The following is a 20,453-nucleotide window of genomic DNA, read 5'->3' on the forward strand; positions in this document are numbered from 1 at the left end:
CAGATCGTGCCGAGAGATGAACGGGATGATGAGTAAGGGTATAGCGGAGCAGATTGCTTCCGTAACAAAGGCGTTTCTTAAAATAAAGAAATTTGACCTTGCCGAATTACAGAGGCGTATAAAAGACAGTGTGACCCTTGCAGCATTTAGCGGCGTAGACCCACGAATTAATTTCTGGTATCGTATCATAAGCCATCAGGGTATCGCCTAAAATATGAACCGTTCACTTTCTGCCGAAATCTGCTTTGATCTCGCCCCAAGCTTCAGTGTTCCATTTTAATACTTTGTTTTCATAAGTGTTTGAATGGAGCCATTTCAGAGCTCGATCTGCAAGTTCCCAAATTTCTTTTGTAGTAGCATCTCTGACAAGATTAGAGTTGATTTTTTGGTTTTTTAGCCAGCTAAGTGCGGTTTTAGAGTCGGAGTAGACGGTCTTGCTGCTGCCCTTTTTCTTCAAATATGCTAGTCCATGGACAATCGCAATGAATTCTCCAAGATTATTTGTTCCTTTTTGTATTGGGCCATGATAAAAGAGGAGTTCACCCGTTTGTGTATCTACTCCCTTGTATTCCACGATTCCCGGATTTCCACTACAACCAACATCGACGCTTATGCTGTCTATATCAATCTCCTCATTTGGAGCATTCTGAGCGGATAATTTCAGTCTCTCCTGAGCTGGCTTCACTGTGCTTTTTTGCCCCCAATGCATTTGCCACCCATCCTGGAAAGCCTGCTCGGCCTCTTTACTACTGCTAAACGATTTAAACTTTGCATCAACATATTGATTAGTTTGCTTCTGACATTCAGCCCACGTAGTATAAACTCCGGGCTTTTTGCCTACCCAAACCACATAATATTTTTGTTTTGCCATTACGTCCCCTTCTCGACTTCACGTCTTGTAAATTAGATTATTATAAACTAAGCTTCGACAGAAATCTATTCAACTCCTTTTATTTTATACATGCAAAAAGTCTCTTAAAAAGGAAACGTATGATATAATTTGGTTATATTTTCTTAACATGGGCAGGAGGATATAACTTGAAATGGCTATATTGAAGAACGACTGGGCGGCTGATTTAGAGCAGGAGTTTACCAAGCCATATTACTTGAAGCTGCGGGAGTTTCTTATTGATGAGTATCGGACAAGAACTATTTATCCGGATAAATACGACATTTTTAACGCGCTACACTATACATCGCTGGCTGACACCAGAGTGGTCATTTTAGGGCAGGATCCATATCATGGACCGGGACAGGCTCATGGTTTAAGCTTCTCCGTCAAGGAAGGCATCAGCCCCCCTCCATCTTTACAAAATATGTTCAAGGAATTGCAGGATGATTTGGGCTGCTTCATGCCTAATAACGGTCATTTGCTTAAATGGGCGGAGCAAGGGGTATTGCTTCTAAATACAGTGCTTACGGTAAGAGCGCATGAAGCGAATTCGCATAGGAACAGGGGATGGGAGAACTTTACGGATAAAGTCATTGAAACGATCAACCGGAAAAACGAGCCTGTCGTATTCCTGCTTTGGGGGAGCCATGCACAGAAAAAGGCAGAGATCATCACAAACCCACAGCATATGCTAATTCGTTCGCCGCATCCAAGTCCGTTGTCTGCCCATAGAGGCTTTTTTGGCAGCAAACCGTTTTCGCGTGCCAACGAATTTTTGCGAAAGATGGGGCTTCAAGAAATCGATTGGCAAATTCCCAACCTGTAGGAGACGAAATAGGAATAGCGGCTGATTTGTACTGAGATGTGGATAATATAAGAATTTATTCCAGTTAAGTAGTGCTCGGAGGAGAGTGATGTTCCACGACCACCAGCCATTGCTGGATTCAATGAGGTGAAATATGAAAATTCATTATTTTCAGAGGTATCATAGTAAAGAGAATGTGGATACCGCCAATGCAATGCTCCTGTTGTCTAGGCTGTACTCTTTCTCGTCCGCGAAGTTTTTCGCTTTTTTAGAAAAATTGCTTCCGGAGAACGCAACTGTAGAGCTGCTTTTTAATTTGCAAGAGAAGAGTAAGGGCAGCATCCCTGATGCAACGATTACGCAGGCCAGCTTTAAGATCGTTGTGGAGACCAAGTTGTACGGGAATTTTTGGTTAGGGCAGTTGAACAACCATCTGCAGTCATTCAAGAATGAAGACTATAAAGTCCTTCTTACGCTAGATCTAAACCCGATGGATTCAAGGACAAAGGATGAGCTCGACAAGGCAGTTAGTCAGTATAACGCCAGTATGCAAAGCAATGTAATACATAGGCACTTAACGTTCGATGATTTGATAAGCAGTGTGCACGAAGTTCTCGATGATCACAATTATGAGATGCTGGATGTGTTGGACGACTATCGAGAGTACTGTTATACGAGCGGCCTTATTCCGAATGATTGGAAGCGGATGCGTGTTCAGCTTGCCGGTACGACATTAAATATAAACAAAGAACTAAGCCTATATTACGACAATGCTGAACGCGGCTTTTCAGGGCATAGGTTTCTTGGACTATATAGTCAGAAGGCGGTGAGAGCGATTGGTGAAATAGTTGCAGTAGTTACCGCGACACCGAAAGGCAATGATCTGGAAGTCAATGTGGAAAAAGGCGAATTTGATGAGGATATGAAGAGGCGAATTCATGTCGCAATCGAAGATTCTAAAAAATATGGTTATAATCTTACGAGCATAACGCATCGGTTTTTCTTCGTAGATAAGTTTTATGATACTTTGTATGAGAAAGAAACTCCTTATGCTCCTAGGGGAAGCAGAATGTTTGATCTATGCGAGGTGCTGGGGGTATCCGCACTGCCTGCTACTCAACAAGTAGCTGATTTGTTAAGGCATAAGAAGTGGTAGCTGTTGCCCTCCATCAGAAAATCCACAACCGTTTTCGGTTGTGGATTTTTGTGCTCATAGAAAGAGACCGCTGCGGTATTAAGCGGCGGTCTCCAATTTGCTTCGTTTCCGGTAAACTATTTTGGATAAGGTGACACTGACCTCGTATAGGAGGAACAGCGGGATTATGACGAGTACGTCAGACACGATATCGGGCGGCGTGATTAATACGGCGGTCACGGCGAGGGTGAAATAAGACAGCTTGCGGGCTTTGGCGAGCCGCGCAGGATTCAGAATCCCGATCCGGGTGAGGAACATGACCGTGATCGGCATTTCGAACAGCAGTCCGAAAGGTACTGTCATGCTAAGGATAAACGAGAAGTATTTATCCGCCGTATACATCGTGGCAAAGTCGCCTGACATGCTTTCCAAAAATTGAAGCACCATGGGAAAGATGATCCCGTACCCGAAGGAGATGCCCCCCACAAACAAGATGGGCAGCCATGGGATGTAAAGCAGTGATGCCCGTTGCTCCCGCGGCTCCAAGGCCGGTTTGACGAACTGCCAAATTTGGTATGCAGCAACCGGCAGTGTGACTGCAATCGCGACGACGCCTGCCAGTTTTAAATAGACCCACAAGACGTCGGATGGAGCGAGAATCGCCAGCTTTTGATCCAAATTCCGCACAAGCCAGCGATAAATCTCCTTCACATAAACGAAGGCGCCGCCGAGGGCCACGATAAACGCGATAAGCGTAAAAATGATTCTACGGCGCAATTCGCCCAAGTGGCCGACGAAGCTGGTTTCTGAGCTTTCGACCTTCATGGCGATCTCCTTATCCTTTTTTGGAATCGACAGCCGTCAGGCGTGTCCCCTGCTCCGAGGCGGGCGAAGCTTCCTTCCCGCCGGCATGGTCTTCCTTGTCGTCGTCGATCATCTGCCGCGTTGCGCTTTTGAACTCGCTAAGCGTGCGCCCGAAGGCGCGTCCGAGCTCGGGCAGCTTGGAGGGGCCGAAAATGATCAAAGCGATGATCAGAATGACGATGAGTCCGCCGATACCGATATTTCCGAATGGCATAAATAAGTCTCCTCTCGATTCGATGATTAGCCGAGCTTGAATCCGCGAATGGCTACGACGGCTTCGCGAGGGATTTTGTCTCCTTTACGATGCGGCCACATACTGGTCGGTTTGCTTGCGTCCGTGGTGTTCTCGCCCGGGTGCTGGATGGACAGGAACAGCGTGCGCTCATCCGGGGTAAAGAACGGGCCGGTCATTTCACATTCTTTCGGCCCGGAAGCGAATTGCAGGGCATCGCCTTGGCTTGGTCCGGACGTAGGGATAACGAACAAGCCGTTGTTCTTAAACGAGGTATATACGCCTTTGTTCAAGCTGCTGGAGGAAATATCAGTCACGACCCACAGATGGCCGTTCGAATCAAAGGCCAGGTTGTCCGGCGAGCTGAAGCCGGATTGGCGCCCGCCTGCGGCAAAGATTTCAAAGTCGAACGAGGTGGAGCCCAGATCGTTGTCCGTTTCAAAAATACGGGTAATGTGCCCGTGAATGTTGCCGTGGTTGTCGTTGTTCGTGTGACAAATGAAGACCGTGTTATCGAACGGTGAAATTTCCACATCCTCCGGACGATCCGTCGGGGTACCGCCTACGAGCAGTGCGGCTTCATGACAGTTCGTTACGACATCGCCTTGCGTCTGGAATTTTTGCAGCAGTTCTTCTTTGGTGCCCTTCACGCCGGAAGGAGCTTTAAATTTGTCATTGTTAAGCACCTTCTTTACAGCATCGATCGATACTTCGGCCCATTGTCCGCCCTTCAGGTTGGCAACATACAGCGTGCCCTCGGAGAGCAGGTCGGAATTGCGGCGTCCCTTTGCGGCATCGTATTTCCCTTTGGATACGAACTTGTAGACGCAAGCGTCTTTCTTGTCGTCCCCCATGTACACCACGACGCGACCGTCCTTCGCAATGCCCATAGCGGTATTCTCATGGTTGAAGCGCCCGAGCGCAGTATGCTTCCGCAGGAATTTGCTGTCGAAAGGATCAATTTCAACGACCCAGCCATAATGCGTATCGTTCAAGCTGGCATATGCCGCTGTTTCGCCAAAGTTCTCTTCGCAGGACATGACCGTATTCCATAGCGTAACGCCGCCGGAGCAGTTGGCAAATGTTCCGGTAACGGCAGAGACATTGCCGACCGCTTTGGAATTTTTGGCAGGGCCAGTCAGCTCGAATTTTGTGAAGCCGTTAATGCGGCGGGCATATTTGGACTTGGTGTCCAGCTTCCAAGTACCGCTATTGTCCTGGTACACTTCGGTAACGGACATCCCTTGATAGTAAAGCTCATTATGGATTTGTGTCGGTGTCATCTTGTCGCCAATTGGACCATGCAGAAAAATGTTCGTATATTCATGGTTGGTAACCAGCAGACCGCGCGTATCGGATCCTTCAAGCGGGAAAAAAGCGTTATAGTCTGCGCCTTGTCCGAATTTTTCTCCTGCTTGGTTGATCACATCGTCATATGCGGCTACAACGTCGTACGAGAAGCCGTTCGGCAGAATGAGTTGGTCTGCGTCGGAGGGCTCGATCGGCTCAAAAAATCCGGTGACTCTGTTGGTATTGAAACCAAAGAGATGATCCGCTGTTTTTGAAGCGGCAGAAGCCTTGCCTTCCAGAGATCCAAGTCCTGCTGATGCAGCAGCAAGAGCAGCTGCGCCCGTTCCCAGGTAAGATAAGAATTTACGGCGATTCATTTGCTGTTTTTCTATCATGACTCCGGCACACTCCCCATTTAACATTTTAGTCAACATGACTAGAATAGTAGATCGATGTAAGCGGGATGTTAGTGAAGATACATTTAATTGTAAAATATTATTTTTAATATAATGAATTATTAGTTAAAGGGTAATACATTTAATGAGCGCTCTAAATAAGGAGGGAATGAGCAAAGTGGCAGTAGAGGACGGCGAGGTATTTGGAAAGACGGTATTGGTGACTGGAGGAGGATCAGGCATAGGTCGAGCTGCCTCAGAGCTTCTGGCGGAGTATGGCGCTCAGGTCAGCGTAGCTGATATCAATATGGATGGGGCGAGGGAGACGGCCAATCTAATTCTGGGAGCGGGCCGCGAGGCCTTGGCGGTTCCCTGCGACTTGACGGAGCCCGGCGCGGTTCAGGAAGCGGTACAGTTCACTGTTGAACGTTGGGGGAAACTCGACGGCGTTTTTGCCAATGGAGGTATCGTGGGTGATCTGGCGTCGATTGAGGAGATGGATCCCGATAATTGGGATCAGGTCATGGACACGAATTTAAGGGGCGTCTTCCTTACGGTCAAGTATTCCATTCCATATTTGAAGCAGCAGGGAGGGAGTATCGTGATTACAAGCTCGGTGAGCGGGAATCGCGTGGTCTCACAAATAGGGATGTCTGCGTATAGCACTTCAAAGGGAGCGCTGAATGCCTTTGCGAAAATGGCGTCGCTTGAGTTGGCTGGCTATGGCATTCGTGTGAATACCATCTGTCCCGGCGGCGTAAAGACGAACATTCAGGCAAGCATGGAGGAAAAGCCAGGACTTGAAGCGGTGGAGATTCCGGTTCACTATCCGCATGGCGACATGCCGTTGGAGCACCGTCCGGCCAATCCAGAGCAAGTGGCGGAGCTAGTTGCGTTCCTGCTTAGTGATCGGTCGTCTCATATCACGGGCACAGACATCTATATCGACGGTGGGGAATCTTTGCTGCGGGGTTAACCGATCTAGGCGAATGAAATCGGCGCAAGGTTTCAAATTACAGCCGATTTGATATAGAATTAGAAGAGAGGTTGAAAGGGTTTACAACACTTGTGGAGGAGGCTTTTCAAAATGAGATACAGAAGATTAGGCGGAAGTGGGCTCAAAGTCAGCGAAATCAGCTTGGGCAGCTGGCTTACATATGGGGGTTACGTGGAACGCGAGAACGCGGTAAACTCGATTAAAACCGCCTACGATCTGGGGATTAACTTTTTTGATACAGCCAATGCTTATGAGAAGGGAGCCGCAGAAGAACTGGTAGGGAAAGCGCTGAAGGCTTATCCGCGCGAATCCTATGTTCTTGCTACGAAAGCGTTTTGGCCCATGGGCGAAGGGCCGAACGACCGCGGATTGTCGCGCAAGCATATTATCGAACAGGTCAACGCCAGCTTGAAACGCCTTGGCCACGATTACGTGGATATTTTCTATTGCCATCGCCACGATCCAGAGACGCCGCTGCACGAAACGCTGCGCGCCATCGACGATCTGATTCGCCAAGGCAAAGTGTTATATGCTGGCGTCAGCGAATGGCAAGCTTCCCAAATCGCGGAGGCGCTTGGCGTTGCCGACCGCTATCTGCTGGATCGTATCGTCGTCAACCAGCCGGTGTACAATATGTTCGACCGCTATATCGAGAAGGAAGTCATCCCGCTCTGCGAGCGTTCCGGTATCGGTCAGGTCGTCTTCTCTCCGCTGGCGCAAGGCTTGTTGACCGGCAAATATACATCCGCCACCGACATTCCGCAGGACAGCCGGGCGGCCAAGCTCGAGCGGATGCGCAATAGAATTACAGAAGAGAAGATTGCCAAAGTGCAGCAGCTTGAGGCGGTCGCAGCCGAGCTGGGAATAACCGTGGGCAACCTTGCCTTGGCTTGGATTTTGAGCAAGGAAAACATAGCGAGCGCGCTGGTTGGCGCCAGCCGTCCGGAGCAGGTCACGGAAAATGCTAAGGCGTCAGGCATTGATCTCAGTGAAGACGTCTTGAATCATATTGAGGAGATATTGAAATAAGCGAGACATCGGATGGCAATACGCAGGCATGGCATCATCTATTTCCGTAAGACAAAGGCCGCACTCAAAAGCGTTAAGCTTGGAGGCGGCTTTTTTGTTAGTATATAAGCAAGTATAAAGGGTTTTTGGTTTTAAAGGGAGACACTCCCTTATGCCGAATAAATACATAGCATTTTAGCTAAAGGGGCGGGAGACATGTCAAAGAAACAGATTCCAGTCCAAACCATCATCCAGATTGAGGATGGTGGATTTATCATTATTCAATGAATATATAACATGATAGGAGGATGCAGGATGAGATGTGGCGAAAAATGTTTCCTTGTAACCTATGAAATCGACGGGGAACAACAAGTTGCTTCGGTCACGGCTAGAACCCCAGTGGAAGCGAGAAAAAAGCTTCGCCGTACCTATGGAGATAAGGCGAATATTCTTACGGTTAGACGGGGCGATGCAAAATAAACTAAGAATGGCATGAGTATAGGCATTCATGCATCTTGCAGCTAGCATGGGACTATGCTATATTTCATTTAATTGGTCAACCAACTAAATTAGGAAACGGGGTGATTGCATGGTACAGCAAAAACGGGATAAAGTCGTGGAAGCTGCATACAAGGTGATGGCAGAAAAGGGATATGAAAAAGCATCCATTAAGGATATTGCCAACGAGGCCGGGATTACGCCGGGGCTGATTCATTATTATTTTCGAAATAAGGAAGAAATTTTGACAGATCTGCTATTGGCTTCTTCTCAGCAATATACGCAGGATATGCAGCGGCTTCAAACCAGCGTACCGCCCGCACATCTCGCGAAAGCAGCTCTAAACGAGCCCAAAGAGCGTGTTGAACGGCAGGCTGATTGGTATAAACTCCGCTTCGAGCTATTTGCCCTGGGTCTCCGCAATCCGCAAATTTCAGATCGTGTAAATGCCTTGCTGGACAATGCCCGTATCGGCATTGAAGAGATTCTGCACAAGGTGGTAGGCAGCGCTGGTGAAGAAGTCGATTCAGTCGCGGCCATCATGCTGGCTTGCTTTGATGGACTAGCTTTGCAAAAGCTGTTAAATCCGGAGTTTGATATCGATGGCGCCTACTTGGAGCTTGAGAAAATGATACGAACTAGATACAACATAACTGAATAAGAGACTGCATTTCTTTTTTTTAATAGTTTTGGTTGGTTGACCAACTAATAGTCTGTATCAAAAAAGGAGATGGTTACTATGTTCATGATTATTTTGCAAGCCATTGAAAATGTTGCACTGGCTCTAATTGTTGGCGGAGCCATCGTCATGGCCGCTGGGGTTCGCCCATTGTTGTCTGACAAGTTGGCCTTAGGCTCTGATTCGGGAATGGCCCCGACGTTTGAGGAGATATCCATTAACGCCTGGAACAGGTATAATCGTTTGGCGTTTGCAGCGGCTGTATTATTGTTAGTTGTTGATATGATAAGGTTACTCGGCCAGCTGTCATCCGTCTATTGGCACATGGGTTTAACCTTATTAATGCTGGTCGCTCTCATTGGCAAACTTGCCGTCGATAAGCAGTTGAAGCTGCGCCTAAACACTTACGCGGCGGCTGCGGTCAACAGCAAGGAACAAAATAAGGATCATCGTAAGGTCGAACGGCTAACGAAATTGATCCTTGTCATTGCTGTGCTATTAGTCATTTTACCTGTGTAGCAAAAGTTACGTAAAAACCAAAAGCGCGCGCTTATGAAAGGGGAAGCAAACCGAATTTCTACCGCCATTTGTGACGTACAATGCAATGAAAGCAACGGATAAAGAGCTTCTGCAGGAAGCGAGGCGTTATGCGAAGATCGTTCGGATGCCCTCTGAACTGCTAATCAGCTGAAACTGAAGTCAATTGAAGGAGAAGAGTATTGATATACCTGTTGAAGTTGTCCTCGAGGGCTGGACGTAGCTGGTGTTGTGGTTGAAGCAGGGGAAGGAGCGGCGCAGTGGAAAGCCGAAGCAGATCATTTCAACCGCCTTGCGCCACCAGTTATCTGAAAGGCTTGTCAAAGGTAAAATAGTGGCCAAAGTAAAATGAAGAGCTCGGCAAGAGCACTAACGTGAAGAGTCCATAAAGTTCAATCCGTACGACACTATCTTTCAATAGATTAGTGTCCTTTTTTATTGTATTAAAATGAGTGATTCGCCTAATACATTTTTTCTTTCTGGTCATAAGATGGTTTAGAAAATGATTAAAGGAGGATTTACATGGCGGGGCGAGTAAGGGTAAGTCCACAATTCAAAAGGTTGTGTGATCAATTTGCAAGAATTCTGGGGGGCGAGTCTGAAATTGAAGAGGGGCCGGTCTGTTTTGTCACGCGGATGACAGATTTAAATGAGACGATCCTGGGAAGAAGAACGCGATCCCCGTTGGTTCAAATGCAAATGTTCTCGTTTGAATCGCTGGATAAGTCGGGGCGCGCGCTTTGTTTGGGGGAGACGGCCGTACATCAGAACCAGGTTAACCGATTAATCTCCAATCTCCGTAAACGTGGAATAAAAGTAACTGCCCTTCATAATCACTGGCTCAAAGAAAACCCGCGCTTAATGTATATACATTGGGAAGCCATTTCGAATCCTGTTGTGTTTGCCAGAAACACAAAAGAATCCATTGCATTCTTGGGTTGACGCAGTTGGGCTATGAGATTTTTTAATTACGAAATTGAAAGGATGAACTCATTTGGCGGCACAAGTGAAAGCTAGTCCTCGCTTTAGAAGATTATGTGATCGATTTTCAAGCATTTTAGGTGGAACGGAGCACGAGATAACCAAAGGCCCGGTTTGTTTTGTATCCAGAAATAGGAGAATAAACGCTACAATTTTGGGTAGAAGAACCACCTCACCTTTAATCCGTTATCAGCTGTTCTCGTTTGAATCGCTGGACAGTTCAGGCCGTGCGCTGTGTCTAGGGGAAACGGCCCTTTTCCAGAATCAAGTCAATCAATTGCTGACTAATCTTCGCAAGAACGGCATTAAAGTAACGGCAGTCCATAATCACTGGCTGTTTGAGCAGCCGCGTCTGATGTATATCCACTGGGAATCGATCGATGATCCCATCGCATTCGCAAGGAAGGTCAAACGTTCTATTGCTTTCTTAGGTTAAGATTATTGGAGGGGTAACCGTATCATTTGAAGGTGGATTGTTAAGTCCGGCCGCATGGAGGCCGGGCTCTTTTTATGCCCAAAGCGGTGCTTGGCGTCTTGTGACGGTGGTCAACCACATTTGACGGACAAAGGCGGAGCAGCGCTTAAGCACGGATGCGGCGGATGCAGTTAACAGCAAGGAGAAGCATACGGGCCACCTCTTGACATCTCAAAATGACATGCTACGATGTAATAGACAGACAGTCGGTCGGCGGAAAGGGGTAAGGTGAGGGAGGCATACCAATGAGAATTATAAAAAATGCAGAGGAGCGCAAAAACGAAATACTGGACGCGGCGGATGAGCTTTTTGGTCAAAAGGGCTTTGATGGTACAAGCACAAACGATATTCTCGAGAAGGTCGGAATTGCGCGGGGAACTTTGTATCATCACTTCAGGTCAAAGGAAGATATTATGGACGCGTTGATTGAGCGGCATAGCGCCCGTCTTCTAGGCACAGCACAGAATATTGCCGCAGACAAGAGCATCCCTGTTGTAGAGCGTATTATCCGTGTTGTAATGGCTCTGAATATAAGTGGCGGTAGCAGCAAGGAAATTATGGAGCATATCCACAGGCCGCAGAACGCGCTGATGCATCAAAAAATACAAAAGGTCATTATCAATGGCGTTCCGCCGATATTAACGGAAATTATCCGCGAGGGTATTGAGCAGGGAATGTTCAATACACCGTTTCCTTATGAATGCATGGAAATGGTTGTAATTTATGCAAATACTGTGTTTGATGACGACATGGTTGCATTGACGGAGAAGGAACGCCTGTCGCGAGTGCTTGCCTTTATTTGCAATGTAGAGAGGCTGCTTGGCGCAGAAAGTGGGAGCTTGGGGGATGTTTTGAACATGTTCGGGATGAACCATGAGTAACGGTTATGCGTGACTGCGTGACTTCTTTAGTTCTGTATAACTTGAGTTAGAAAGCTTGAGCACAGGGGTGACTTATGTATTTCAGATTAATCCGCAATGATATTTCAAACAGCAAACTAATAACGCTGACAACCACGATATTTGTGGCAGCGGCCGCTATGCTTGTCTCGCTTGCAGCGATACTCGTTGTCAATCTGTCGGGTGCGATAGATACGCTGATGACGCGGGCGGAGACTCCTCATTTTATGCAGATGCATACGGGTGAACTTGATCCTGTCCGGCTAACGGAATTTGCAGATCAGAACAGCAATGTAGAGGAATTTCAAGTATTGGAGTTTCTCAATATGGACGGTGCGCGGATTGTATTAGGCGATCACTCGCTTGCAGACAGTGTCCAGGATAATGGATTCAGCGTCCAGAGTGATAAATTTGACTATCTGCTTGATCTGAACGGGAACATCATAGACGTGTCTGACGGCGAGCTGTATGTACCTGTCAACTATATGAAAGATAACATCGCAAAGATCGGCGACAGGGCAGTCATCAGTGGCAAGGAATTTATCGTTGCGGGGTTTCTGCGCGATTCGCAGATGAATTCCATGCTCTCTTCTTCTAAGCGATTTCTGATTAGCGCCAAGGACTACGCAGATTTAAAAAGCCTCGGCAGTACGGAATATCTGATTGAATTCAGGTTGAAGGATTTATCGGCATTAGGGGCTTTCGAGACGGCCTATGCTACGGCAGGACTGGAAGCGAACGGGCCAACGATTACATATCCGCTTTTCAAAATGATCAATGCGATTTCCGATGGGATGCTGGTCGGGGTCATCCTGTTGGTGAGTGTGCTTGTCGTGGCCATCGCCTTGATGTGCATACGCTTTACACTTCTTGCGAAAATTGAGGACGATTACCGCGAAATCGGAGTGATGAAGACATTAGGACTGCGTATTTCCGATATCAAGAAGATTTATCTTGCCAAATATGCGGTCATTGCGGCGGCGGGGTGCATGCTGGGTTTTGGATTGTCCTTCGTTTTCCAGAACCTGCTTCTTGAAAATATCCGGCTTTATATGGGGGAAAGCAGCCATTCTTCTTGGGCGCCACTCTTTGGAATCATCGGTATCCTGACTGTTTTTCTCGCGATTATGGCTTATGTGAACGGAGTGCTGAGACGCTTTCGGAAGATTTCTGCTGCGGAAGCCATTCGCTTCGGCACCTCACAGGAAAAGGCGACAGTTACAAAGCATATGCTCCTGAGCACAAACCGGCTGCTCAACACGAATGTTTTTCTAGGAGTCAAGGATGTGCTCGCCAGAAAAAAACTGTACGCCACCATGCTGATCGTACTGATCATTTCCGTATTTATCATGATTGTGCCGCAGAATTTGTACAACACGATATCCACCAAAAGCTTCATTCAATATATGGGGGTTGGAAGCTATGATCTACGCGTTGATCTCCAGCAGACTGACCGTATCTCTGAAAAGGCCGCTGAAATATTAAAGGCAATGAACAACGACAAGGCCATCTCCGAGCATGCCGTGCTTATAACTAAAACGTTCAAAGCAAAAGCAGAGACCGGCGCGGATAAAAATTTAAAAGTTGAACTCGGCGACCATTCGATATTCCCAATCACCTACTCCCAGGGTAGAGCACCTGCCGCAGCAGATGAAATTGCACTGTCAATTTTGAATGCGGAGGAGCTAGGCAAAAAGGTCGGCGATGTAATAACACTGATGATCGAGGGGAAGGAAAGAAATCTCACGGTCAGCGGCATCTATTCCGACATTACCAACGGAGGAAAAACGGCAAAGGCTGTTTTCAATGACCATTCGGCGGACGTGATGTGGTATGTCATCAGTGCAGAGCTTGTAGATCCGGCCCAAGTCAACAGCAAGGTCGCGGACTATGCGGGCAGGTTTCCTTATGCCAAAGTCGCGGACATGGACGCCTATATTGCACAGACGTTTGGCTCGACCATAAGCTCCGTCGGAAAGGCCTCCTATGCGGCCATTGCGGTGGCCCTCATGATCATGGTACTGGTTACACTGCTGTTTATGAAACTGCTTGTCGCCAAAGACAGATACTCTATCGCCGTCATGAAAGCCTTCGGTTTTACAGGCTCAGATATTCAGGTGCAGTATGTCTCGCGTGCGGCATTCGTTCTAATTGCCGGAATTGTGCTTGGCACACTTCTGGCCAACACGCTCGGGGAGATGCTTGCCGGTGTGGTGATCTCCTCCTTTGGAGCCTCAACGTTTCGTTTTACGGTTGAACCGCTTGCAGCCTATCTGCTAAATCCGCTGATCATGACCGGTTCGGTGCTGATCGCAACCATCCTTGGCACCGTGGGGGCGGGACGAATCACAATTTCCGAACATATAAAGGAGTAGGCCTATGAAGAAAATGATGATTGGTGAACATATTGTAAAATCCTTCGGTGAGGGCGATGAACAACACAATGTGCTGGGCGACGTGACCGTGGAAATAGACGAAGGCGAGTTCGTGGCGGTTATGGGGCCTTCGGGCTCGGGGAAATCCACGCTGATGTTTGCACTGAGCGGTACGGATCGCGTGGATAGGGGCAAGGTCTTTTTTGACGGCAGGGATTTATCGGAGTTCGGGGAGAATGAGCTTGCGGATATGCGCAGAACTCAAATGGGCTTTGTATTCCAACAGCCGACGATGCTGAAACATCTGAACATCCTCGACAACATCATTCTTCCGTCCATGCGGGGCAGCAGAAAGAATGCCGCAGAAATTACGGCAAAGGCAAGAGCGCTTATGCAAAGAGTAGGCATTGCGGAGCTTGAGAAGCGCGACATTACACAGGTGTCTGGAGGCCAGCTGCAACGGGCGGGAATATGCCGCGCGCTGATGAACAGCCCGAAAATTATTTTCGGCGACGAGCCTACGGGCGCGCTCAACTCCAAATCGGCGGAGGAGATTATGGACATATTTGCTGAAATCAACGCGGAGGGTACCGCGATTATGCTTGTAACTCACGACGCTAATGTTGCGGCGCGGACGGAACGTATTATGTTTATGCGTGATGGAAGCATCGTCAGTGAATTGAAGCTTCCGAAGTTTAACGGAACGGATATCGATGGAAGAGTCGGACAAGTAACAGCGAAAATGAGAGAAATAGGAATATAGCTACAAAAGTAAGATGGGAAGCCCAATTCACAGCCAAACGATCTGGCAGTGGATTGGGCAAAATGCTATTTTGCGTTCTGATCAGGCTGATGGATACCAAATATATTTCCTTCCGTGTCCATGTAATACCCTTGCCACGCCATACCAGGTAATGCATGCTTCGCTAACGCAACCTTGCCTCCAAGGTTAAGAATCTTTGCTTCAATAGAGTCGTAGTCTTCCACTCCCAATCTCCTCCTATGGTTTGACTTCCATATCTCTTTCTTTATTTATGCTTTCCTTTCCTATCTAATTTATAATTCAACCTTCGTAGAGAAAAAAAGCTTGAACCTAATTGTATCGTTGATTTGAAGGTGAGGAGATAAGCAGCTTGACGAAACTTTGTTGGGCAATGAAGCCGTACTCGTTAATGCGGGCGCACGTAGACCAATGGATTAAGTTCTTTCCGTTTGAGCAGGGTGTAACGGGAGTGCTTGTATATGATTTTTCGTGTACAATTCCCCCTGTGCAGGACTGAGGGGCTGCTGAGCAGCATCTGCTCGATCTTATGAACGAAAGAAATCGTCACAAAACAGGTAATAACGGTTCGGTGATACGCGGCTGCTTAATAGAGCTAACTGAAAGCCTTCGACATGCCTACATCGTCAATTCCATCAACGGAATCCAAATTCACCCGAATCTATTAAGTCTTCTTTACAGTGAAAGTGGAGTTTATACTAAATCTATAAAAAATGCTGCATGGAAGAAATAATGCGAGTGACAAATGTCACGGAAACAAATATTTAAATTTTGAATAATAGCACTAGTAGCTGTACCACGGAGATCAATTGGTAAAAGGGGGCATGAGACGTGGCAGTCCGTCGTGGAGCCGTAGAGCAGGATTATATTATTGAGCGTGTACGAGATATATTTCAATGCAGGGTTTTGTGGAGCGAAGGGCGACCGTGCCTGGAGTATAGAAGCATCGAAGAACTGGATCAAATCTCAGAATACATCCGGGTTAATTTCGAAGTAGAGCTTTTAGATGTATTTTTTACAGCGGTTGAAAGCTTGCCCACAGAATAATTAGAACGTTTAGCAGAGTGGGAAAAGATATTAACTTCTCGATGAAGCTAATGCAGGTCTCCAAACGGACATCATCTGCTCAATGTCACTAAGATAAGGCTTAACTTAATGACATTGATCATTTGGTGTCCGTTTTGGCTTGCCGTACTACGATCCAGCTTTGTTAACTACGGGGCGGGCTATTTTTAAGAGATAGAGCATTTATGGATGATATGAAGGAGAAAAAGGAGCTCAGAATCGAACTTTCATATGGTGGATTTCAATGGGGGCGAGAATAATAAGATTGGAAGCTTTAACTTAGCTGTCTAGCTGACTAGCTAACGACAAATATTTTGCTTCAAGTGAATTATCCAACAAGCATAATTTTAAAAAAGCATAAATTAAAAAGCTGACGTCGGTATGACCGGACGCCAGCTTTTTTGTCAAAGGCTCAACTTACGGTGATGACAGCTTCCAAATGCGGTACAGAATAGCGGCCGCTTCAGCGCGGGTGAGCGGATCGTTCGGCGCAAGTTTGTCGTTCTTGCCTGCTACGATGCCGTTCTTCACCAGCGATGCGATGCTGTCTTTGGCATAGTTGGCAATGCTCTCTGCATCCGTATAAGCATCTAATGCAGCGCTGCCTTCGAATAGCTTGCCAGCAGCCGCAAGCGCGCGTGCTGATAGAGCCATCATATCCTGGCGTGAGATCGAACTATCGGGCCTGAACGTGTTGTCCGCAAACCCGGCGGCAATGCCGAGTTCCTTTGCAATAGCCAGCGCATCCTGATAATAAGCCGTGGATGGAACATCGCTGAAGCTTGCCTCATGATTGCCGGTACCCTTCAGTTCCAAGGTTCTTATAAGAAGGGCGATGAAGTCAGCCCTATTTATAGTAGCTTCAGGAGAGAAGCTGTCATTCGCTGTCCCATGGATGATTCCCCGGGAGGCCAATGCATCAATGGCTTGTTTTGCCCAGGATACGTTCTGCAGATCGTCGAAGGTCTTGGACACATAAGCTACGGCATAGGTACCGAATTGAGTAGTTTGGAAAACCACCGTTCCGGTTGCCGCGTCATATCGTCCGTTCGGAATCGCTGTCGCATTGCCGTTGCCATCGATATACAGAACGACGATATGATCTGAATGGATCAGCTCATCCGCTGATGGCGAGTAAGGAATGGATACCTTTACAGACGCATTGGGATTATTCCAGGCAATCACCGTGTCGCCCGCTATGACGCTCAAATCGATCATCGGACGACTGCCGATCTGCTGCCGGGCAGCTGCATCCAAACGATCTGTAGAAGCATTGCCTATGCGGATGGATACATGATCACCATCTGCAGTTACGTTAGATAGCATATTGCTAGGAATTTGAAGTGTCGCGTTTTCCGTGTTTATCAATAGCTCGAAGGCTTCTTGACCTTTCAGGCTTTCAGACGGCAATTGTACATCGTACGTCTCCACGTCGCTCTGATTCGGCACGTCGATTACGATTTGCTTCTTGCCGTTTGCTGCTGGAGCAGCTTGCTCAAGCGCCCTTTTCAGTTCGTCGCCAGAAATGCTGCTTGTCGCACGTCCATTGTCGATCTTCCCTTCCGGCTTGATCGTGACTACACCGTCTTTAGCCTCGACGGTTCCTGTCTGCTGTGCAGTTCCGCTGCCGGTAGTAGTGCTGCTGCCACTGCCTACGTGACTACTGCTGCCTCCACTACCTCCACTACCTCCACTACCTCCGCTAGTACCGCCACTTCCACCGCCGCCTGGGCTGCCGGGTTTGTCGATGAGGGTGAGCACGCCGTAAACGGAAGTATCCTGATACCCATTGCCAGTGGTATCGTTCCATGCAGCGACGCTTTGACGGGCGCCGTCTTTGGCATCATTGATCTGGGCATCGAAGCCTATTTGCAAATTATTAGCCGGAGTAATCGACTTGAACGGGATCTTCATTTCCACTGTGTAATTTGAGCCGGAAACCTGGGTTGCCGATTCGAATCCTTCGGCGATGCTTGAAGGGTTGAATGAAGTCTCGTTGTCAAAGTTGATTCTGTACTGTCCATCGTCGTCTTGATAGAACGATGTCTTGGCATTGTTCTCGTCAAGGAAGATTTCGACGGAGTCCTGCTCCCACTCGTTTGCGCTGGATTTATCAAGCTGGGCATCGCTAACCTGAATCAGAATATAAAGATGCTCATCATCCCACAATGCCTTGGCTACTCCATTGGCACCCTGCCATGCCATTTGATAGCGGTTGATCGGCATCCCAGGGGTATCGCTCCAGACAGCATCTACGCTGCCGTCAATTACAGGGGTAGCAAATTTAGCAGTTGAACGATTGGCATTACTATACTCAGGCTCATGCTCCGCGATAAATTTGTCCGGATCGATGACCGCATAGTAAGCTGGTTTGGCCTGCAGTCTTTTGTTGAACAGCAAAGGATTAGTCGATGCCCTCCAGCTTGAGGCGTCATCCAATCCCCAGAAGGTAACGCGTGCGATATGATCGGCGTGCTCTTTATAGATATTGAATAGCTGTGCGTATAAATAGCCTTGTGCATCGGCAAGCTTATCGGAGAGCTGATAGTCGCTGCCAGCCTGAATGTCCAGCTCGGTGATGCTGACCTCTACGCCCAAGGAAATGAACTTCTTCAAGGACAGTTCAACATTGGCCGGGTTGGTGTTCACTGAATAGTGTCCCTGCATACCTACACCGTCGATCAGCAGCTTGCCAGGATGTTCTTTCGCATAATTCTCATTGATTTCTTTAACCATTCTATAGATGGCTTCGGCTTTATTCTGGTTATCATCGTTGTAATCATTGTAGTACAGCTTGATATCCCAGCCCTTCTCATCCAGCACCTCTCTTGTTGCCAGGAAAGCCTGCTCGACAAAGTCCGGACCGATCGCCTGGTACCATGGGGACTTGCGAAGTGCCCCCTCCCAATCGGCCGGGTTAGGCGGGTTATCCGTCATTGCTTCGTTGACGACATCCCAGGAAATAACTCTTTCGCCGAAATGCTCGACGACTGTTCTGATATGGGTTTTCATATTATTGAGAGCTTCTTCTCTGCCCAGTGGAACGTTGTTGTCTAGATCCGTATACATCCAATCTTTGGTTTGCTGATGCCATACCAGCACGTGACCATGCATCTGCATGCCTTCGTCTAGAACCTTATTCACCATTTTGTCGGCTGCATCAAAGGTAAAATTGCTTTTTTCAGGCTGCAGCGCATCGGGCTTCATGGCATTGCCGGCTGTAGCGACATTGTGATGCATCTTTAGCAGGTCAAGACGGATGCCTTCCAGATCCTCCGCCGTTATTGCGTTTCCGATCAGGAATTCGTTTTGGTAAACATTCTTGATTGGAGTCAGATCCTTCTCGAGCTCGATCGGTTCGGATTCAAGCTTTGTAAAGCTAATATCATCGATATAAAAAGAGGCCGTAGAATTTGTGCTTTCTACATAGATCGTAATATATTCGCTGCTAACGCTGTTGTAACGGTAGATGCCTTCGAATTGAACCCAATCGTCGCTGGCGCTAATCGTTTTGGAGGCAAGAGTCACATAATTCGCGCTGCTCTCGCTGCCGATTTGCGTAGATAACTGCAGCTGCGAGCTTGTGGGTTCGATCAGCTTGACCCAGGCTGAGATTTTATATTCGCTGCCTTTATCGACATATTCCTCGACATGCAGTGAGGGCCCGTGCCAGGTGTTGGATCTGCCGTCGACTTTCAAAGCGAAGGAGCCGCCTTCGGTATGATTCGCTTCACTTGTGACCGTCAGAGTTTCAGTCGTTGCCCTGCCTTCAAAGCCGCCAAGTGTCTGATCCTCGAAGGTAATGGTAGTAAAGTCCTTTGCTGGCGGTCTTGGTGGTTCAGGGTCGCCGCCGCCGGATGTCGCCTTCTCGATGATCAATATGTCCCCGATGTAGAATGGGACAGTCGCACCAGCATCGTTAGATTTAATGCGCAGGGCCTCATCTTTGCTGGTATCCACGGTAAAATCTTTGGTCAATATTACGGCGCCTCCAGCTGCAAAATCGGCACCGCCCACATCGCTATAACTGCTAACCGCTTGCAGGTTGAGTTGTGCACCGCTTGGTATATTTTCATCCACATCAACATACACAGACACCGTTACCGTGTAAGTGTTGTCGTTGACCAGGCCGAGATCGGCGAATTTGAAATCAGCTCCATCCCAGTTATCTGATCTGTTGTTTACATATAAAGCCGCTCCGTCGTCATTGCCGTCAAAAACCTTGCCGGTAACCGGAGTCAAGCTGACTCCGCCCGACTGCACAGCTTTTCCTTTGCCGTCTGCAAAAGTCTCGTGATACACCGTTCTCGTATCATCTGCGCTTGGCGCCTGAGCAGCCTCCGCTGCTGGAGCCAGCCAGCCTAAAGGAATAAGCAGGATTGCCGCAAGCAAAGTTGAGACGACTTGTTTGAACATTTTACCCATTCGCTCTACTCCCCTTAAACAGATAAATTTTATTAAGCGCTTTCATTTGTTAAGATGAGTCCTCCTTTCCCAACCCAAATCATAGCACCCGTGCAAAATGCGCTTCTAGCTAGAAATTAA

At 47.7% G+C, this 20,453-nt stretch carries 18 protein-coding genes and 1 pseudogene; 13 read left to right on the forward strand and 6 right to left on the reverse strand.

What is annotated here, in order from left to right; genetic code table 11:
- Positions 1-223: 223 nt before the first annotated feature.
- Positions 224-871 (reverse strand): ribonuclease H, encoded by a 648-nt coding sequence (rnhA, locus tag CZ379_RS00915; protein ID WP_110929880.1) that lies wholly within the window; start codon positions 869-871, stop codon positions 224-226.
- A 172-nt stretch (positions 872-1,043) separates the two neighbouring features.
- Here rnhA and CZ379_RS00920 point away from each other — a divergent pair, with 172 nt between their 5' ends.
- Together CZ379_RS00920 and CZ379_RS00925 are read left to right on the forward strand one after the other, a co-directional pair.
- Positions 1,044-1,718: a uracil-DNA glycosylase gene (locus CZ379_RS00920; RefSeq protein WP_110929881.1), complete on the forward strand. Its 675-nt coding sequence runs from the start codon at positions 1,044-1,046 to the stop codon at positions 1,716-1,718.
- A 133-nt stretch (positions 1,719-1,851) separates the two neighbouring features.
- Entirely contained in the window at positions 1,852-2,853 is a 1,002-nt protein-coding gene (locus CZ379_RS00925) for a hypothetical protein (protein WP_110929882.1), read from the forward strand.
- A 78-nt stretch (positions 2,854-2,931) separates the two neighbouring features.
- Here the strand turns inward: CZ379_RS00925 and tatC are convergent, their stop codons facing one another.
- Genes tatC through CZ379_RS00940 form a run of 3 tightly spaced genes read right to left on the reverse strand, consistent with a single transcriptional unit; the run spans position 2,932 to position 5,613 of the window.
- Positions 2,932-3,657, reverse strand: a complete 726-nt coding sequence (gene tatC / locus CZ379_RS00930) for a twin-arginine translocase subunit TatC (protein WP_110929883.1) — start codon at positions 3,655-3,657, stop codon at positions 2,932-2,934.
- 10 nt (positions 3,658-3,667) lie between these two features.
- On the reverse strand, positions 3,668-3,910 hold the full coding sequence (tatA, locus tag CZ379_RS00935; protein WP_110929884.1) for a twin-arginine translocase TatA/TatE family subunit: 243 nt from the start codon (positions 3,908-3,910) through the stop codon (positions 3,668-3,670).
- A 26-nt stretch (positions 3,911-3,936) separates the two neighbouring features.
- Positions 3,937-5,613, reverse strand: a complete 1,677-nt coding sequence (locus CZ379_RS00940) for a PhoX family protein (protein WP_234404763.1) — start codon at positions 5,611-5,613, stop codon at positions 3,937-3,939.
- 169 nt (positions 5,614-5,782) lie between these two features.
- Here CZ379_RS00940 and CZ379_RS00945 point away from each other — a divergent pair, with 169 nt between their 5' ends.
- The 10 genes from CZ379_RS00945 to CZ379_RS00990 all read left to right on the forward strand — a co-directional run bounded on the left by CZ379_RS00945 (position 5,783) and on the right by CZ379_RS00990 (position 14,825).
- Positions 5,783-6,589, forward strand: coding sequence for an SDR family oxidoreductase (locus CZ379_RS00945; RefSeq protein WP_110929885.1), 807 nt, complete (start codon positions 5,783-5,785; stop codon positions 6,587-6,589).
- A 111-nt stretch (positions 6,590-6,700) separates the two neighbouring features.
- Positions 6,701-7,639 (forward strand): aldo/keto reductase family protein, encoded by a 939-nt coding sequence (locus CZ379_RS00950; protein WP_110929886.1) that lies wholly within the window; start codon positions 6,701-6,703, stop codon positions 7,637-7,639.
- Positions 7,640-7,933: 294 nt separating this feature from the next.
- Entirely contained in the window at positions 7,934-8,098 is a 165-nt protein-coding gene (locus CZ379_RS25830) for a hypothetical protein (RefSeq protein WP_199925386.1), read from the forward strand.
- 109 nt (positions 8,099-8,207) lie between these two features.
- Positions 8,208-8,777 (forward strand): TetR/AcrR family transcriptional regulator, encoded by a 570-nt coding sequence (locus CZ379_RS00955; RefSeq protein WP_110929887.1) that lies wholly within the window; start codon positions 8,208-8,210, stop codon positions 8,775-8,777.
- Positions 8,778-8,855: 78 nt separating this feature from the next.
- Positions 8,856-9,314, forward strand: a complete 459-nt coding sequence (locus CZ379_RS00960; protein WP_110929888.1) for a hypothetical protein — start codon at positions 8,856-8,858, stop codon at positions 9,312-9,314.
- Positions 9,315-9,854: 540 nt separating this feature from the next.
- Positions 9,855-10,274 (forward strand): DUF1259 domain-containing protein, encoded by a 420-nt coding sequence (locus CZ379_RS00970; RefSeq protein ID WP_110929889.1) that lies wholly within the window; start codon positions 9,855-9,857, stop codon positions 10,272-10,274.
- 52 nt (positions 10,275-10,326) lie between these two features.
- Complete coding sequence (locus CZ379_RS00975) at positions 10,327-10,749, forward strand: DUF1259 domain-containing protein (protein ID WP_110929890.1); 423 nt, start codon at positions 10,327-10,329, stop codon at positions 10,747-10,749.
- Between the two features lie 284 nt (positions 10,750-11,033).
- A complete protein-coding gene (locus tag CZ379_RS00980; RefSeq protein ID WP_110929891.1) occupies positions 11,034-11,669 on the forward strand; it encodes a TetR/AcrR family transcriptional regulator in 636 nt (211 codons plus the stop codon).
- 74 nt (positions 11,670-11,743) lie between these two features.
- Positions 11,744-14,062, forward strand: coding sequence for an ABC transporter permease (locus CZ379_RS00985; protein WP_110929892.1), 2,319 nt, complete (start codon positions 11,744-11,746; stop codon positions 14,060-14,062).
- 4 nt (positions 14,063-14,066) lie between these two features.
- Positions 14,067-14,825 (forward strand): ABC transporter ATP-binding protein, encoded by a 759-nt coding sequence (locus CZ379_RS00990; RefSeq protein WP_110929893.1) that lies wholly within the window; start codon positions 14,067-14,069, stop codon positions 14,823-14,825.
- Positions 14,826-14,890: 65 nt separating this feature from the next.
- On the opposite strand, the pseudogene CZ379_RS00995 reads toward CZ379_RS00990, so the two are convergent.
- A pseudogene (locus tag CZ379_RS00995) lies at positions 14,891-15,055 on the reverse strand (VOC family protein); the annotation flags it as partial.
- A 619-nt stretch (positions 15,056-15,674) separates the two neighbouring features.
- Between CZ379_RS00995 and CZ379_RS01000 the strand changes: the two are divergent.
- Positions 15,675-15,890 (forward strand): hypothetical protein, encoded by a 216-nt coding sequence (locus tag CZ379_RS01000; protein WP_110929894.1) that lies wholly within the window; start codon positions 15,675-15,677, stop codon positions 15,888-15,890.
- Positions 15,891-16,325: 435 nt separating this feature from the next.
- Here the strand turns inward: CZ379_RS01000 and CZ379_RS01005 are convergent, their stop codons facing one another.
- Complete coding sequence (locus CZ379_RS01005; protein WP_110929895.1) at positions 16,326-20,333, reverse strand: endo-1,4-beta-xylanase; 4,008 nt, start codon at positions 20,331-20,333, stop codon at positions 16,326-16,328.
- Positions 20,334-20,453: the final 120 nt, after the last annotated feature.

Source organism: Paenibacillus bouchesdurhonensis, from assembly GCF_900155685.1.
Lineage (GTDB): Bacteria > Bacillota > Bacilli > Paenibacillales > Paenibacillaceae > Fontibacillus > Fontibacillus bouchesdurhonensis.